Raw genomic sequence first — 15,419 nt, 5'->3', positions numbered from 1 at the left:
CCGCTTCACGCACCGGGTCAGACGGCGTTCGCTCCGGTGGTGGCCGGCGCGGTGCGCCGCCGGCGTGACGGCCAGGCGTTCAGTGACGTGTCCTCCAACTTGATTCCCTCACCGGCACTCTTCGCGGCCAGGCCGAGGGCCTGCAGGTACAGCCCGCCGTTACGGGCGCGCAGGTTCTGGAAGACCGCGCCGTTCGCGAACGTCAACGCGCCGGCCGACTGGAGGAGACCGCCGAACGCCTTACCGGGGTTGACCCTGCCCTCCTTGACGCCCTTGACCACCTCGCTGGCGAAGTCTCCGGCCCCGCTCCCGACGGTGAAGTAGAGCGCCGCCTTCAGCATCCGGGATCCTGTCGTGCCGGCGGCGAGAGCGTCCGACGTCAGCATCCTGCCCAGCTCGGGTTCCTTCAGGTAGACGGCGCCCTGCAGGATGGGCGCCACGGCGGCGACGAAGTTGCCGGCGGCCTTGGCGATGTCGCCGTCGGGCAGGCCGGAGAGCGCGGTCGAGCCCTTCTCCAGCCTGTATCCCTCGCCGTAGCTCTTGATGAGCAGGCCGACGCCCTGCAGGAGCATGCCGGCGGCCCGGCCGTGGGGCACCTTCTCGGCGATGCTCGGCGCGGCGGTGACCAGGCCACCGAAAGCGAGAACGCCGCCGACGAGTTTGCCCCAGTTCATCGTCTTGTACCCCTCGGGCGAGCGCGCGGCCTTGACCACCTCGCTCATGGCGTCGCCGAACGCGGTCAGGCTGGCGCCGCCGGTCGCACCCGCCATCAGACCGAAGGACGGGTTGGCATTGTTCGCCAGGCCCGCGCCGGGACCGGCGACCGCCAGCGCCGCCCCGGTCATCTTCGCCTCATCGCCGTTGAAGGTCCGCCGCAACCATCCCGGCTGCTGCGACTCGACGACGGACGCCGGCGTGCCGGGCCGCGACGCCGGCAACGCGACAGCAGCCGGATCAACCGCCACCTCAGACACCCCACCCGACAACGACGCCACCGACCCCGGCCGCGACGCCGGCAACGCAACAGCAGCCGGATCAACCGCCACCTCAGACACCCCACCCGACAACGACGCCACCGACCCCGGCCGCGACGCCGGCAACGCAACAGCAGCCGGATCAACCGCCACCTCGGACTCGGCCTCCAGGCTCGCCCGGATGACCGCGGCGACGTCCAGGCCCGGGGCGGCCTGGGCCGGTTCGGCCGGGGCCGGTTCGGCCGGGGAAAGGTCGTCGAGTTCGACGCTGTCGGCGTCCCAGGACGGATTCCAGGCGCCCGGCATCTCCGTGCGTTGCACGACCGGGCCACCCTGCCGGTCGATCAACCGGGACACACCGGCGTTCCCGGCCGACCGTTGCAGGGCCAGCATCGTCTCGACCTCGTGGGAATGCCGGCGAGCCCCCACCGGCGGGACGGAACGGCCCGCCCCGGCACTGGTCGTCGGGCGGGCATGCGTCTGCCGCATCAGTCCGGGCTCCTCGCGTCGGCCTATCGTGCCGGGCCAGGCTAGGGGTCCCAGTTGGACGCCAGATGAACGGATGCGGCACGGCGGGAGCCGTCCGGAAATGATCGAGGACTCGTCATCGACCTCCGGTGGCGCCGGCCGCGGATGGAAGGGCAGACGTCCTGCACGCCCGGAGCCATCGCCGAGCCCGCGATCGCCCCGGGCGACTCCGAGATCCTGGAGTGGCTCGCGGCGGACACGGCGACGACCGGCAGCCCTGGCAGCTCTCGATCCGTCCGGCGGTGCCGGAGTCCTGCCGGGCCACGCCGGCGGGCTTTGACGCCCTTCTTCAGGAACACTGATGGAGTTCCTCGCCGACGTCACCGCCGCACGACGGCCCATCGCCACGCCTGGTCGGTGCCGGGCCGCTGACCATACCGTCATGGGAACGCGCCGAGCCGCCATCGGTGACGTCCGTGTTCGCCCGCTGGCTGACGACGTGGACGCAGCAGCAGCGCTTGGCCGCAGCAGCACCGGAATTTGTACGAGCTGCTCGAGCAGGCCGCGAGACTGCTCAAGCAGCAGGACGACGAGTTCGAGATGGTGCCGGGAACGGGCCTGCTGCGCTGGCAGAGCACCGAGGGTGACCCTCTACGCCGGCATCTGTTGGTCGAGACCGTGGTCCCGCGTCTGGACCGGGCCACCGCGGAGATCGCTGTTGTGATCGTCTCCGGCCGCAGACGTTGGAGGACCGCCAGGTGCTCGCCGGTCTGGACGGTTTCCATCCGGATCGGGGACACGCCCAGCGCGACAGGTCGTCGCCCGGACCTGGCCGCGTTCGATGCGCAGCTGATGGATCGGCGCAGAGGCCGGCTGGGCGCCCGGCACTGGCAAGACCTGCACGATTGCCAACCTGGTGTCCGCGCTGATGGCCCGCGGGCAGCGGGTGCTGGTGACCGGCCAGAAGGATCACGCACTGAAAGTGCTGCGCGAGAAGATTCCGCCGGAGCTGCACCGGTTGTGTGCTGCTGGCCGGGGGCAGCACGGAAGGTCGGGACCGAAGTCCGCGCCGGCACACCACTGCCGGCTACGAGGGGTAGAGCGAGCCGCCGCATACATCCGTCGTCGCATGCGGCCGGAGCGATCAGAGATCGTCCGCTTCGTTGTTGGAGGGGCCGACTTCGGCGTCGTCCGTAGTTGCCGAACCGGCGAGGTCGGCGGGATCTGTGGTGCCGCCAGGCTCGTCTTCCACGGTGAGGCTGCCGTAACTCCCGGGCTCCGCGGACGACTTCTGCGGAGAGGAATCACCATTGTTGTCGGGCTCGTGTGACTGCTCGGACATCGGAAAGCCTTTCGCATGAGTGAATCAGGACATCGCTGTTTCGGCCTGCCCGGCCTCGTGGGGTGTTCCGCCGAACACCGAGAACCTTCAGGAAGTCGCGGGCCCAGTAGGCGATATCGTATGCACGGACCTGCTCCCGCATGTGGCGCATCCGCACCACAAGGTCCTGCGATTCGGCGTTGAGGGCCTCGGGAATCCCGCCTCCGACGTCATCGGTGTCGTGAGCGTTGATCAGGAAGGCGTCGTCGAGTTCGGCCGCGGCGCCGGTGAACTCGCTGAGGACCAGTGCGCCCTGCTCGTCGGCGCCGACGGTGATCCGGACGACGACGGCCGGCACGGTCTGCTGATCCGCCGCGACAACACCACCGGTGAGCTGGCCTTCTACCGATGCTGGGCGCCCGGCCCGGTCACCTTCGCCCAGCTCGTGCGGGCACGCGATCTGCGCCGCCGACGCCCGAGCAACAGACCGCCACGGCCAGCCCACCATGATCGATCTGACCGGCAACGAGATCCGCCGTCTGATCAACGTCCTGCTGATCCGTCCGACCCGCAGCATCACCTACCGTCTGCGCCGGTCAAACCGGCGACGCCGGCACCAGGCACGAGCCAGACGAGCCCACCACACCCGCCGCCTCAACCTCGAGCTCCAGCCATGATCAATGGCGGCTGCCGCACTTGGACCGGGCGTGGAAGTCCCGCCGCACCCGGAGCCGGTCGCTAGATCCCGTCGCGGTCGCGCAGCGGCAGCCCCAGCTGCGCGGCGACCGGATTCCACGAATCGAGGAATCGTTTCTTGGCCGTGCCGGCGATCTTCGACTCGTTGTCCCCGTCGATGCGGTGCGCTTCCGCCACGGCGGTTTCCCGGCAGCCGTTACGCTGCTTTTCCTGAGCCCATTTCACGTAATAGCCGTCGGCGGTCAGCGAATGCGACAGCGCAGAGTCGAGGGCGCTGCGGAGCTCCTCGCCGTTCGCCAACGCGGACAGGTCCAGGCCGGCCAGGGTGGCCCGCTCCTGGTTGCGTTCGGTGCCGACGTCACGCAACCGCCGGATCGCGCCGGCCAGGCCGGCACACCGGAACACCGCGTCGTTCGCCTGGACCAGCTTGTCGCGGCTGCGCTTGCTGCGATCGAGCAGCTCGTCCAGTGCCGCGCCCTGCGCCGCCCGGTCGGCGGTCGGCGACGGCGGACCAATGGTGGGCTCCGCCGTGAGCGGCAGCGCCGGCTCGGTGAACGCGCTGGTGGTGACCGTGACGATCGGCTCGGGGCCGGGTTCCGGTTCGTCCCGGTTGAGCGCCAGCACCGTGCCGCCGACCGCCCCGGCCAGCGTCAGCACCGCGACAGCGGCCAGCAGCGGGCGGGTCAGCGGGCGCGGCTCGGCCGGCTGCCGCGGGATCCCGCCGTGGACCCGGGTCTCCTCCTCGTCGTCCCCGTCGTCGATGAACTCCACCGTCGGGACGGGCCGGGGCCGCGGCACCGGGACCGGCTGCCGCGGAGAAATGACGGCGGTGGTGGAATCCCGCAGCGGATGCTCACAATTGTCGCAATAGTCGAGCGACGGGTCGTTGTCCAAGCCGCAGGCTTCGCACCTCATTCCGCGAGCATAGCCATATCGACGGCAGTCACAAAGATAAAAGCGGCCCCGGAATGCTCCCGGGGCCGCTTATGCGTATTGCCGATCAGACGGTGCGAGCCAGCCGGTCGGCGAGCAGTTTCGCGAAACGGGCCGGGTCCTCCAGGTCGCCGCCCTCGGCCAGCAGGGCGGTGCCGTACAGCAGCTCGGCGGTCTCCGGCAGCGCCGGGTCGTCGGCGCCGCGCTCGTGCGCCGACCGCAACCCGGTGACCAGCGGGTGGTTCGGGTTGAGCTCCAGGATCCGCTTCACCCGCGGCCCCTCCTGGCCCATCGCGCGGTACATCTTCTCCAGCGCCGGGGTGATGTCGTCGGAGTCGCTGACCAGGCAGGCCGGCGAGGTGGTCAGCCGGTGCGAGAGGCGCACCTCCTTGACCTGCTCGTCGAGCTTCTCCTTGAGGAAGCCCAGCAGCGGGCCGAAGTCGCCCTCCGGCTCCTTCTCCTCCTCGTCCTTCTTCAGGTCCACCGACCCGCGGGCGATCGAGCGCAGCTTCCGGCCGTCGTACTCGGGCACCGCGTCGACCCAGATCTCGTCGACCGGGTCGGTGAGGATCAGCACCTCGTAGCCCTGCTCCCGGAACGCCTCCATGTGCGGCGAGTTCTCCACCTGGGAGCGGCTCTCGCCGGTCAGGTAGTAGATCTCCTCCTGGCCCTCCTTCATCCGCTCCACGTAGCCGGCGAGCGTGGTCGGCTCGGCGGAGTGCGTGGTGGCGAAGGAGGCGATGTCCAGGATCGGCTTGTGGTTGTCCGGCTCGCTGAGCAGGCCCTCCTTGACCGCCCGGCCGAACTCGCGCCAGAACGTCGCGTACTTCTCCGGGTTGCCGGTCATCATGTCCTTGATCGTGGACAGGACCTTCTTGACCAGCCGGCGGCGGATCATCTGGATGTGCCGGTCCTGCTGCAGGATCTCCCGGGAGATGTTCAGCGACAGGTCCGCCGCGTCCACGACGCCCTTGACGAAGCGCAGGTAGTCGGGGATCAGCTCCTTGCTGTCGTCCATGATGAAGACGCGCTTGACGTAGAGCTGCAGGCCACGGCGGGCGTCACGCTGGAACAGGTCGTGCGGGGCGCGGGACGGGATGAACAGCAGCGCCTCGTACTCGAAGGTGCCCTCCGCCTTCATGTTGATGATCTCGAGCGGGTCGGCCCAGTCGTGGCTGATGTGCCGGTAGAACTGGTGGTACTCGTCGTCCGAGACCTCGCTGCGCGGGCGTGCCCAGAGCGCCTTCATCGAGTTCAGCGTCTCCTCCCCCATCCGGATGGGGAAGGAGATGAAGTCCGAGTAGCGCTTCACGATCTGCTTGATCCGCCACTGGTCGGCGTAGTCGTAGAGCGCGTCCTCCTCGTCCTTGGGCCGCAGGTGCAGCGTCACCGCGGTGCCGACCGGCGCGTCCGGCGCGTCGTCGATCGTGTACGTTCCCTCGCCGGCCGACTCCCATCGGGTGCCGTGCCCCTCGGTGCCGGCCTTGCGGGTCACCAGGCTCACCCGGTCGGCGACCATGAAGGTCGAGTAGAAGCCGACCCCGAACTGACCGATCAGCTCGGCGTCGCCCTTGCTGTCGGACGCCTCCTTGAGCTTGGCGAGCAGGTCGGCGGTCCCGGACTTGGCGATCGTCCCGATCAGCGTCACGACCTCCTCGCGGGTCATGCCGATGCCGTTGTCCCGGACGGTCAGCGTCCGTGCCTCGGAGTCCGCCTCGATCTCGATGTGCAGGTCGGAGGTGTCCGCCTCCAGACCGTCCTGCAGCTTGGCCAGGCGCAGCTTGTCCAGCGCGTCGGACGCGTTCGAGATCAACTCGCGCAGGAAGATGTCCTTGTTCGAATAGATCGAGTGGACCATCAGCTGCAGCAGCTGGCGCGCCTCGGCCTGGAACTCCAACGTCTCCATCGTCACCCGTTTCCATCCTCATCCGGTGGTACAGGCCGATGGTATGACGGTCGCCCGGCCGTCCGGTCGGCACCACGGGCAGACGCCGCCCGCGACCGGAAGCCGCGCGGTCCCGGCGGCCGCCGCCCGCCGCGGGAAGGCGGGGCGGCCCCGGTCACCGCGTCCGGTCCGGGCCCGGTTCCGGAGCGGCCGGGACCGGACGTGAGGCGTGGTCCCGGGCCCGCGCGTCAGCAACCCGGGCCGGCGGCCCTCCCGGCGACGATGCGGTAACCCGAGATGTCGCCCCTGACGTACGGCCGGAGCTGCTGGATCGATGTGGGATCGGTGTCGTTGAGCGCGATGAACGCGACGATCGCGGTGTCCACGGTCCGGCACGTCGCCCGGTCGGCAACCCGCCGCGCCCGCGCCTCCAACTCCTGCGGATTCAACGCAGCGTAAGAGGACGCTGAAATACCGACCGTCACCGCACACGCGGTGGCCATCTCCACTAAACGCACGAGAGCAGGCTAGTGATCATCACATTCGGTAGCCAGTGGTCCGATCGGGCAGGATCATCGGTACGGACAGCGACGTCACGTGGCGATGTGCCAATCCGCGGGAATGAATCCCCGTGACGCTTTACCTGACGGCTGCCGCGTTTGTACCGTGATTACTCGGAGCAACGGTCTGATCACGCTGGAGGATCCCATGCGTCGTGCCGCTGTCGTTCTCGCCCTCGCCGTCGCCGGTCTCTGGATCGCCGCACCGGCCCAGGCGTTCGCTCACAACAACGTCCACAACACGTACCTGCACGCGGTGCTCGACGGCCTCACCCTGCTGGTCGCCTCGGCGCCGGTGTGGACGGCGATGCTGTGGAGCGGTCACCGCAGATGGCTGCTGGCCGCGCTGATCGCCGTGGTGCAGATCCCGGTCGCGGTGATCGGCTTCGTGCCGGTCGTCGACCCGTACCTGCACCTGGCCCTGTTCCTGCTGGCCCTCGGACTCACCGCCGCCTCCCTGCGGATCGTCCGCAACCAGGCCCGGGACGCCGTCACGGCACCCGCCCCGACCCACCGGTAGGCGTCCGGCCACGGCCGGGCGTGGCCCGCACCCGGGCCACCGGCACCGCTCAACCGCGGGCGTCCCCCACCGGGCGGGGCGCCCGCTCCCGCGCCCGAGGCCGGCCGGCGCGCGATCGCTCGACCCACCGGCCCACCTCCAACCACCGGCCCGCTCTCGCCCGCCGGGCCCGCTTCCCCGGCCCGCCCCCACCCGCCCGGCCCCGCTTCCGGCCCGCTCCCGTGGCCCGCGGCCGGGTCAGTCACGCCGGGCCCCGCACCGCCCCCGTGGCCTGCGGCCGGGTCACTCACGCCCGGCACCGCTCCCGCCCCCGTGGCCCGCGGCCGGGTCAGTCACGCCGGGCCCCGCACCGCTCCCGTGGCCCGCGGCCGGGTCACTCACGCCCGGCACCGCTCCCGCCCCCGTGGCCTGCGGCCGGGTCACTCACGCCCGGCACCGCTCCCGCCCCCTTGGCCTGCGGCCGGGTCAGTCACGCCGGGCCCGGACCCAGTCGCCGGTGGAGGCGCGGACGGCCAGGCCGACCACGACCTCGCCGTCTCTGATCAGCTCGACCTCGGGACACCCGGCGGCGGCCGGGTGCCAGCCACCCCGCCGGTCCCGGACCGCGTGGTGCCGGCAGTGCTCCTCGTCGACGTAACCCCAGGCGAGGAACAGCTCCTGAGCGCCCAGGCAGTACCGTCCGACGCTGGCGATCCGGCCACCCTCGGCCCGGCGGAAGAACTCGGCCCGCAGCCCGGGCACCCGGGCGCCCTCGAAGGCCGCGTCCGCCTCGCTCCGATGCGGCTCAAATTCCGACAAATCGGGAATATTCACGTGTGGAGTCAAGCACAGCGCCGGGCCGGAGCAGGCCGGCTCGGCACTTCCGGCACCGGATCGCCGGACGGCCCGCAAGAGCCGAGAACCGCTCACATCGATCTCGTCATCCGTTGTGATCCGGTTTTAACTTGACTGTCGGTGAGCGCCCGCACAATGGCCTCGTGGTGACCGAGACGATGATGCCGGTCAACGGCATCCAGGTGTGCCTGGAGACCTTCGGCGAACGCACCGACCCGCCCCTTCTGCTGCTCGCCGGGGAGGCCAGTTCGATGGATTGGTGGGACGACGAGTTCTGCCGCCGGCTGGCCGCCGGTGGCCGGTTCGTCATCCGCTACGACCACCGCGACACCGGCCGCTCCACGTCGTTCCCGGCCGGGGCGGGGTACTCGGGAGCGGACCTGATGAACGACGCGCTCGGCGTGCTGGACGCGCTCGGGGTGCCCGCCGCGCACCTGGTCGGCCTCTCCCTCGGCGGCGCGCTGGCCCAGCGGATCGCCGTCGAGCAGCCGCACCGGGTGCTCACCCTGACCCTGATCGCGACCAGCGCCGGACTCGGCCCGGACGCCGTCCCGGTGCTCGCCGGCGTGACCGCGGTCGCGGTCCGTACCGCGCCCGCCACCGAGGTGCGCCTCCGCGCCCCCGCCGACGAGATCGACTGGTCGGACCGGCGCACCGCGGTGGCCGGCCTGATCGCCGAGATCCGCTCGCGCGGCGGCCCGTTCACCCCGGACGAGCCCCAGCTGCGCCGCCTCGCCGAACGCGTCTTCGACCGGTCCGCGAACCTGGCCACCGCCCGGCTCAACCACCGCCTCGCCGGTTTCGGGCCGCCGGTGCGCGACCGCCTGCCCGCCGTCACCGCCCCCACGCTCATCCTGCACGGGACCCTCGACCAGCGGTTCCCGCCGGAGCATCCGCGCGAGCTGGCCCGGGTGATCCCCGGGTCCCGGCTGGTCTGGCTGGAGGGCGTCGGCCACGAGGTCCCGCCCCGGGCGGTCTGGAACCAGGTCCTCACCGAGATCCTCGGCGAGCCGGCCGACCCGCTGACGCCGGCCGCCTGACGGGAGTCGTCGGGTCGGCCGCCGGCGGACCCGGCATCCGGTGGCCGCGGGTGGGAGCGAGCGGGACCGGCGCAGCCGCAACGCGTCCGCTCCCGGGCTTGACCCTGACGCAGCGTCAACCCTCGACACTGACCGCATGAGCATCCCGGCGACAACCCGGCAGATCTCCGGCCCCGCGATCCTCGCGCGGGGCCTGGAGAAGTCGTACAAGCAGCTGCGCGTGCTGCGCGGCGTGGACATCGAGGTGGCACGGGGCAGCATCTTCGCCCTGCTCGGCTCCAACGGGGCGGGCAAGACCACAGTGGTGCGAATCCTCTCCACACTGCTCAAGGCGGACGCGGGCACCGCCCGGGTCAACGGCTTCGACGTCACGGCCCAGGCCGCCGACGTCCGCGAGTCCATCAGTCTCACCGGCCAGTTCGCGGCCGTCGACGAGATCCTCACCGGGCGGGAGAACCTGGTCCTGGTCGCCCGGCTGAGGCACCTGAGCGACCCGGCCGCGGTCGCGGCCGACCTCCTGGAGCGCTTCTCTCTGACCGAGGCCGGCGACCGCAGGGTGGCGACGTACTCCGGTGGGATGCGCCGCCGGCTGGACATCGCGATGAGCCTGATCGGCGATCCACCGGTCATCTTCCTCGACGAGCCGACCACCGGCCTCGACCCGGAGGCGCGCATCGAGGTGTGGCGGGCGGTCGAGGAACTGGCCCGGGGCGGCACCACCGTGCTGCTCACCACGCAGTACCTGGAGGAGGCCGAACAGCTCGCCGACCGGATCGCGATCCTCCACGAGGGCCGGATCATCGTCGACGGCACCCTGGCCGAACTCAAGCAGCTCCTGCCGGCCGCCGAGGTCCGGTACGTCGAGAAGCAGCCCTCCCTCGAAGATGTCTTCCTCGCGGTCGTCGGCCGCACCGGCGAAGACGCCCAGCGACAAGGACGACGATGACCACGCACTTTCTCACCGACACCGCCGTGCTGACCGGGCGGACCATGCGCCACGTCACCCGCAGCCTCGACACGATCATCACCACCGCGGTCACACCGATCGCCCTCATGCTCATCTTCGTCTACGTCTTCGGCGGCGCGATCGACACCGGGGGCGGCCCGTACGTGAACTACCTGCTCCCGGGCATCCTGCTGATCACCATCGCGTCGGGCATCTCGTACACCGCGTTCCGGCTGTTCATGGACATGCGCGACGGGATCTTCGAACGTTTCCAATCCATGCCGATCGCCCGCTCGGGGGTGCTCTGGGCGCACGTTCTGACGTCGCTGCTCGCCAACCTGATCTCGGTCGTGGTGGTCGTCGGCGTCGCCCTGCTGATGGGCTTCCGCTCGGGCGCCGGGGTGCTCAGCTGGCTCGTCGTCGCCGGCATCCTCGTGCTGTTCACGCTGGCGCTGACCTGGCTCGCCGTCATCCCGGGCCTGACCGCCAAGAGCGTGGACGGGGCGAGCGCATTCTCCTACCCGCTGGTCTTCCTGCCGTTCATCAGCTCGGCGTTCGTGCCGACCGGGACCATGCCCGGCCCGGTGCGCGCCTTCGCCGAGAACCAGCCGGTAACCTCCATCGTCGACGCGATCCGCGCCCTGCTCGCCCAGCGGCCGGTCGGCGACGACATCGGGATCGCGCTCGCGTGGTGCGCCGGCATCCTCGTCGTCGCCTACGTCGTCGCGACCATCACCTACCGTCGCAAGATCTCCTGAACGGCATTCGGTAAGGGCGGGATGAGGACATGCTGACGATCGGTCGGCTGGCGGAGTACGCCGGCGTCACGGTGCGGGCGGTGCGGCACTACCACCAGGTCGGGCTGCTGCCCGAGCCGGAGCGCGACGCGTCGGGCTACCGGCGGTACGGCGCCACGGCGGTCGTGTCCCTCATCAAGATCCGTACCCTCGCCAACGCCGGCGTGCCGCTGTCGCAGATCCGTCAGATGCTCGACGCGGACGCCGCGACGTTCGCGCACGCCGCCGAGCGGATCGACAGCCACCTGCGCGAGGAGATCGAACGGCTGGAGACCAGCCGTAAGCAGATCGCCCAACTCGCCGCCGGTGACAGCCTGGTGCTGCCACCGGCGGCGGCGTCCTACCTGGACCGGCTGCGGGCGGCCGGCGTGTCGGAACGGATGGTGGCGGGCGAGCGCGACGGGTGGATCCTGATCGCGGCCCGCTGGCCCGATCGGGTGAGCGACTGGATCGCCGAGAAGGTCGCGCAGCTGGAGGACCCGCGGATGCTGCGGTTGTACCTGCTGCTGTCGGAGCTGTTCGACAACGACCGGGGCGACGACGACCCGCTGCTGCGGGAGGTCGCCGACATCATGGCCGCCATGGCCGAGCAGTCGTACACGTCCGGCGAGGTCGGCGAGGACCTGCACGACGACCTGCCGTTCGACCTGCTGGACGCGCTCGCCGTCGAGTCCGACGCGCGTTTGCAGCGGCTGCGGGAGCTGATGCGCGAGCGCGGGTGGGCCCGGTGGACCCGGCTGGAGCGGGTGGCGGAGCCGCCGCGATGACCGTCCCCGGACCCGTCGCGGACGCCGCCGGTCCCGGCCGCGCTCAGTCCCGTTCCGGCTGGGGTATGCCGGCCAGCAGGACCAGGCCGGCGATCACCGAACCGGCGCAGGCCGCCAGATAGGCCAGCAGCAGGATCGCGCCCGCGCCGGCGCCGAGGCCGGCGAGCGCCAGGACGGTCAGCACCGCGGCCGCGGCGGAGCCCGAGGTCAGCATCCAGCCGGCCGCTTTCTGGCCCGATGTCCACCGGGACGAGCCGGTGGCGATCAGCATGCCGGCGGCCGGGCTCACCACCGGCATCAGGAACGTGCCAGCGGTCAACAGGGCGATCGCCACGGACTCGGCGCCGCCGACCACGGACACCCGGGCCGGAGTGGCCGGGGCCGGCGGCGGCGCCGGCAGCCGCAGGTGCAGCGGCAGGAAGCCGCGCCGGGTGGCCTCGGCGAGCTGCTCCGGGGGGCCTAACCGGGCCAGCACCGGTGACGGATCGCCGTCGGGCGCGCGGCGCAGCGCGAGATAGTCGGTCACCGTCCGCATCAGCTCGTCGCGCCGCTCGGGCGGCAGGTCCTCACTCGCCGCCCAGAGCGCGGCCAGGTAGTCGAGGACGAGCGCATCGGTGTGGGCCAGCGGGGCTGTCGTCATCTCGGTCTCCTCCCGAAGCCGGTCACACGGGCGCCGCGGCTGCCTGGACGGGATCCGCGGTCCGGTGATGCCGTTCAGCATGGCCACCCGGCGCCGCGGGCACATCGGACCGGAGTCGTATTCTTGGGCCGCCCGCATCGGACTTTCGGCATAGGGGCGAGCGGGGAGCCGGCCGCCGGGCGTCGGCGCGGGGTGCCGGCCCCGCGCGGAGCGACCCACCGCAGCGGCCGGGGAGCGGGCAGGATGGGGGTATGCGTCTGGTGTCCCTGCTGCCCTCCGCCACCGAGATCGTGTACGCCCTGGGCCTCGGCGACGACCTGGTCGGCGTCACCTTCGAGTGCGACGAGCCGGCCGCCGCCCGCTCGGACAAGACCGTGGTGGTCGGCGGCCGGGACACCCGTGGGATGACCCCCGCCGAGATCGACGACTACGTCCGCACCCGGATGGCGGCCGGCGGCGACCTCTACACCCTGCACGCCGACGCCCTGGCCGGCCTGTCCCCCGACCTGATCCTGACACAGGACCTGTGCCGGGTGTGCGCGCTGCCGTCCGGGCACGTCGACGACGCGCTGGCCCATCTCGGCTGCCGCGCCGCCGTGCTCAGCCTGGACCCGCACAGCCTGGCCGACGTGCTGGCCACGTTCGTCGAGGTGGCGGCGGCGACGGGCGTACCGGAGCGGGGCCGGGCGCTGGTCGCGGGCCTGCAGCGGCGGCTGGACGCGGTGGCCGCGGCGGTCGCCGGCCGGCCGCGGCCCCGGGTGGCGATCGTGGAGTGGGTGGATCCGCCGTTCACCGGTGGGCACTGGGTGCCGGACCTGGTGGTGGCGGCCGGTGGCGAGCCGGTGGCGGCGCAGCCGGGCCGGCGGTCGGTGCAGGTGTCCTGGGCCGAGCTGGCCGCGCCGAAGCCGGACGTGGTGCTGGTGACGCCGTGCGGTTACCACCTGGACGGCGCGATCCGGCAGGCCGAGACGGTGCTGCCGCACTTCCCGGACGCCCAGGTGTGGGCGATCGACGGGGACGGCCTGGTGGTGCGGCCGGGCCCGCGGCTGGTCGACGGGGTGGAGGCGATCGCCGCGATCCTGCACCCGGGGGCGGTCCCGCGGGCGCGGGCGGGCACGGTGGCCCGGGTCGGCCCCGGCGGCGCCCGGGACGCGACCCCGGGAACCTAGCGCGCCAGGGCCGGACGCCGAGGCGCGGACCACCGCTCGTGTGCCGCCGCCCGGATCCGCGACGCCCGGTGCAGCCAGGCGATGTCCCGCCCGAAGGACCAGGTCAGCGAGGCCAGCGCGACGGCCAGCACGGCGATCGCGGCCCAGTCCGGCAGCAGCCCGGTCGCCACCGCCGCCAGCAGCACCCCCTGCTGGGCGGCCACCACCTTGCGGGAGAAGCGCGGCGGCAGCGCCGCGGTCAGCCAGGGCAGCGCCCAGGAGGCGGCGACGAACGCGTACCGGAACGCGCCGATGGCCAGCGCCCACCAGCCGTAGGAGATCGCGGCGTGCACGCTGAGCACCAGGATCAGGAACGCGTCCACCTCCATGTCGAACCGCGCGCCGAGCTGCGAGGACGTCCCGGTGCGGCGGGCCACCTGGCCGTCCACCCCGTCCATGGCCAGGGCCACGGCCGCCATCGTGACCAGCAGCCAGACCGGCGCCGGGCGGCCCAGCGCCGAGCTGGTGACCAGCGCGGTCACCCCGCCGGTGAGCACGGCCCGGCCGAGCGTGACGAGGTTGGCCCAGCCCAGCACGGTCGTCCCGGCGCGCTGCAGGGCGGCGCCGAGCAGGGCGCACAGGACCACGCCGTAGACGATCCCGGCGAGCCCGCCGGCCAGGGTCAGCCCCGCGGTCCCGGCCAGGACGGCGATCAGCGCGAGCTGGGCGGCGAACCCGAACAACGGCGCCCGGGACGGGGTCGTCGTGGCGGTAGTGGTGGTCACCGTGCCTCCTGGACATAGGGTCTAACCGCTGTCCTCCACACACACGCTTGGCGAGGACTTTCGGTTCAGAGGGAGTGGGGTTCGTGTTCGACGCGAGGGCCTTTTGGTTGGTTTCCCCCGGGGAGGGGGAGATACGCCCGGAAACGGTGCCGGATCCCGGTCCGGGCGAGGTCCTGGTGCGTACGCTGCACTCCGGCGTCAGCCGCGGCACCGAGACGCTGGTCTTCCAGGGGCGGGTGCCGCAGAGCCAGTGGGCCACCATGCGCGCGCCGTTCCAGGCCGGCGACTTCCCGGCGCCGGTGAAGTACGGCTACCTGAACGTCGGCGTGGTCGAGATCGGCCCGGGGCACCTGCGCGGGCGGACCGTCTTCTCGCTCTTCCCGCATCAGACGCGGTTCGTCGTGCCGGTGGAGAGCGTCACCGTCGTCCCCGACGGTGTGCCGGCCGCCCGGGCGGTGCTGACCGGCACGGTGGAGACCGCGGTGAACGCGATCTGGGACGCCGCCCCGCAGCTGGGCGACCGGATCACCGTGGTCGGCGGCGGCATGGTCGGCTCGTCGGTGGCCGCGGTGCTGGCCGGGTTCCCGGGCGCGGACGTGCAGCTGGTCGACGCCGACCCGGCGCGGAAGGCGGTCGCGGACGCGCTCGGCGTCGACTTCGCCCTGCCGGCGGACGCCCTGTCCGGCCGGGACCTGGTCATCCACGCCAGCGCCAACCCGGCCGGGCTGGTCCGCTGTCTGGAGCTGGCCGCGCCGGAGCGGACCGTGGTGGAGCTCAGCTGGTACGGCGACCGCCAGGTCGCGCTGCCGCTCGGCGAGTTCTTCCACTCCCGGCGGCTGACGATCCGCAGCAGCCAGGTGGGCGGGATCGCCCCGGCGCGCGGCCGGTCGTACGCCGAACGCCTGCGGCTGGCCCTGCGCCTGCTGCGCGACGACCGGTTCGACGCCCTGGTCAGCGGTCGGTCCGCCTTCACCGAGCTGCCCGAGTTGCTGCCCCGGCTGGCCGGCGGCGGCCTGGCCGCGCTGTGCCATGTGATCGACTATCCGGCCGAGAATTGATCTTTCCGGTCCGGGTAACCGTTGTGCAGTCCAGATCCGCCAACCGA

The 15,419-nt window shown here is 72.0% G+C and carries 15 protein-coding genes; 7 read left to right on the top strand and 8 right to left on the bottom strand.

What is annotated here, in order from left to right; genetic code table 11:
* Nucleotides 1-17: 17 nt before the first annotated feature.
* From ACTEI_RS36905 to ACTEI_RS12345, 5 genes are all read right to left on the bottom strand, one after another.
* A complete protein-coding gene (locus ACTEI_RS36905; RefSeq protein WP_164465921.1) occupies nucleotides 18-1,463 on the bottom strand; it encodes a hypothetical protein in 1,446 nt (481 codons plus the stop codon).
* Nucleotides 1,464-2,746: 1,283 nt separating this feature from the next.
* Complete coding sequence (locus ACTEI_RS12360; protein WP_203723719.1) at nucleotides 2,747-3,340, bottom strand: trehalose-6-phosphate synthase; 594 nt, start codon at nucleotides 3,338-3,340, stop codon at nucleotides 2,747-2,749.
* A gap of 161 nt (nucleotides 3,341-3,501) precedes the next feature.
* Entirely contained in the window at nucleotides 3,502-4,374 is an 873-nt protein-coding gene (locus ACTEI_RS12355; RefSeq protein WP_145830861.1) for a zinc finger Ran-binding domain-containing protein, read from the bottom strand.
* An 85-nt stretch (nucleotides 4,375-4,459) separates the two neighbouring features.
* On the bottom strand, nucleotides 4,460-6,304 hold the full coding sequence (gene htpG / locus ACTEI_RS12350) for a molecular chaperone HtpG (protein WP_122977784.1): 1,845 nt from the start codon (nucleotides 6,302-6,304) through the stop codon (nucleotides 4,460-4,462).
* Between the two features lie 221 nt (nucleotides 6,305-6,525).
* Nucleotides 6,526-6,780, bottom strand: coding sequence for a hypothetical protein (locus ACTEI_RS12345; protein ID WP_239082494.1), 255 nt, complete (start codon nucleotides 6,778-6,780; stop codon nucleotides 6,526-6,528).
* Between the two features lie 205 nt (nucleotides 6,781-6,985).
* On the opposite strand from ACTEI_RS12345, the gene ACTEI_RS12340 reads away from it, so the two are divergent.
* Nucleotides 6,986-7,357: a hypothetical protein gene (locus ACTEI_RS12340; protein WP_122977782.1), complete on the top strand. Its 372-nt coding sequence runs from the start codon at nucleotides 6,986-6,988 to the stop codon at nucleotides 7,355-7,357.
* Nucleotides 7,358-7,822: 465 nt separating this feature from the next.
* Here the strand turns inward: ACTEI_RS12340 and ACTEI_RS12335 are convergent, their stop codons facing one another.
* Nucleotides 7,823-8,155, bottom strand: coding sequence for a hypothetical protein (locus ACTEI_RS12335; RefSeq protein WP_122977781.1), 333 nt, complete (start codon nucleotides 8,153-8,155; stop codon nucleotides 7,823-7,825).
* Between the two features lie 179 nt (nucleotides 8,156-8,334).
* On the opposite strand from ACTEI_RS12335, the gene ACTEI_RS12330 reads away from it, so the two are divergent.
* From ACTEI_RS12330 to ACTEI_RS12315, 4 genes are all read left to right on the top strand, one after another.
* Nucleotides 8,335-9,231: an alpha/beta fold hydrolase gene (locus ACTEI_RS12330; protein ID WP_239082493.1), complete on the top strand. Its 897-nt coding sequence runs from the start codon at nucleotides 8,335-8,337 to the stop codon at nucleotides 9,229-9,231.
* A 136-nt stretch (nucleotides 9,232-9,367) separates the two neighbouring features.
* On the top strand, nucleotides 9,368-10,177 hold the full coding sequence (locus ACTEI_RS12325; protein WP_122977780.1) for an ABC transporter ATP-binding protein: 810 nt from the start codon (nucleotides 9,368-9,370) through the stop codon (nucleotides 10,175-10,177).
* Complete coding sequence (locus ACTEI_RS12320) at nucleotides 10,174-10,935, top strand: ABC transporter permease (protein ID WP_122977779.1); 762 nt, start codon at nucleotides 10,174-10,176, stop codon at nucleotides 10,933-10,935. Before ACTEI_RS12325 ends, ACTEI_RS12320 begins: the two co-directional genes overlap by 4 nt.
* A 29-nt stretch (nucleotides 10,936-10,964) precedes the next feature.
* Nucleotides 10,965-11,741, top strand: coding sequence for a helix-turn-helix domain-containing protein (locus tag ACTEI_RS12315; RefSeq protein ID WP_122977778.1), 777 nt, complete (start codon nucleotides 10,965-10,967; stop codon nucleotides 11,739-11,741).
* A 43-nt stretch (nucleotides 11,742-11,784) separates the two neighbouring features.
* Here ACTEI_RS12315 and ACTEI_RS12310 read toward each other — a convergent pair whose 3' ends face one another.
* Nucleotides 11,785-12,381: an HAAS signaling domain-containing protein gene (locus ACTEI_RS12310; protein ID WP_122982098.1), complete on the bottom strand. Its 597-nt coding sequence runs from the start codon at nucleotides 12,379-12,381 to the stop codon at nucleotides 11,785-11,787.
* 251 nt (nucleotides 12,382-12,632) lie between these two features.
* On the opposite strand from ACTEI_RS12310, the gene ACTEI_RS12305 reads away from it, so the two are divergent.
* Nucleotides 12,633-13,550, top strand: a complete 918-nt coding sequence (locus tag ACTEI_RS12305) for a cobalamin-binding protein (protein ID WP_122977777.1) — start codon at nucleotides 12,633-12,635, stop codon at nucleotides 13,548-13,550.
* On the opposite strand, the gene ACTEI_RS12300 is transcribed toward ACTEI_RS12305, so the two are convergent.
* Nucleotides 13,547-14,314, bottom strand: coding sequence for a CDP-alcohol phosphatidyltransferase family protein (locus tag ACTEI_RS12300; protein ID WP_122977776.1), 768 nt, complete (start codon nucleotides 14,312-14,314; stop codon nucleotides 13,547-13,549). The genes ACTEI_RS12305 and ACTEI_RS12300 overlap by 4 nt on opposite strands.
* Nucleotides 14,315-14,361: 47 nt before the next feature.
* Between ACTEI_RS12300 and ACTEI_RS12295 the strand changes: the two genes are divergently transcribed.
* Entirely contained in the window at nucleotides 14,362-15,372 is a 1,011-nt protein-coding gene (locus tag ACTEI_RS12295; protein ID WP_372443275.1) for a zinc-dependent alcohol dehydrogenase, read from the top strand.
* The last annotated feature ends 47 nt before the right edge of the window (nucleotides 15,373-15,419 follow it).

Source organism: Actinoplanes teichomyceticus ATCC 31121, from assembly GCF_003711105.1.
In the GTDB taxonomy this organism is placed as follows: Bacteria; Actinomycetota; Actinomycetes; order Mycobacteriales; family Micromonosporaceae; genus Actinoplanes; species Actinoplanes teichomyceticus.
The sequence above is the reverse complement of the archived record's forward strand: the minus strand, read 5'-3'. Positions and strand labels throughout refer to the sequence as shown.

Excerpts from the sequence above, each read along its gene's own strand:
- ACTEI_RS36905 (WP_164465921.1), bottom strand. The coding sequence starts at position 1,463 with ATGCGGCAGACGCATGCCCGCCCGACGACCAGTGCCGGGGCGGGCCGT.
- ACTEI_RS12360 (WP_203723719.1), bottom strand. The coding sequence starts at position 3,340 with ATGCTGCGGGTCGGACGGATCAGCAGGACGTTGATCAGACGGCGGATC.
- ACTEI_RS12355 (WP_145830861.1), bottom strand. The coding sequence starts at position 4,374 with ATGAGGTGCGAAGCCTGCGGCTTGGACAACGACCCGTCGCTCGACTAT.
- ACTEI_RS12345 (WP_239082494.1), bottom strand. The coding sequence starts at position 6,780 with ATGGCCACCGCGTGTGCGGTGACGGTCGGTATTTCAGCGTCCTCTTAC.
- ACTEI_RS12340 (WP_122977782.1), top strand. The coding sequence starts at position 6,986 with ATGCGTCGTGCCGCTGTCGTTCTCGCCCTCGCCGTCGCCGGTCTCTGG.
- ACTEI_RS12325 (WP_122977780.1), top strand. The coding sequence starts at position 9,368 with ATGAGCATCCCGGCGACAACCCGGCAGATCTCCGGCCCCGCGATCCTC.
- ACTEI_RS12320 (WP_122977779.1), top strand. The coding sequence starts at position 10,174 with ATGACCACGCACTTTCTCACCGACACCGCCGTGCTGACCGGGCGGACC.
- ACTEI_RS12315 (WP_122977778.1), top strand. The coding sequence starts at position 10,965 with ATGCTGACGATCGGTCGGCTGGCGGAGTACGCCGGCGTCACGGTGCGG.
- ACTEI_RS12310 (WP_122982098.1), bottom strand. The coding sequence starts at position 12,381 with ATGACGACAGCCCCGCTGGCCCACACCGATGCGCTCGTCCTCGACTAC.
- ACTEI_RS12305 (WP_122977777.1), top strand. The coding sequence starts at position 12,633 with ATGCGTCTGGTGTCCCTGCTGCCCTCCGCCACCGAGATCGTGTACGCC.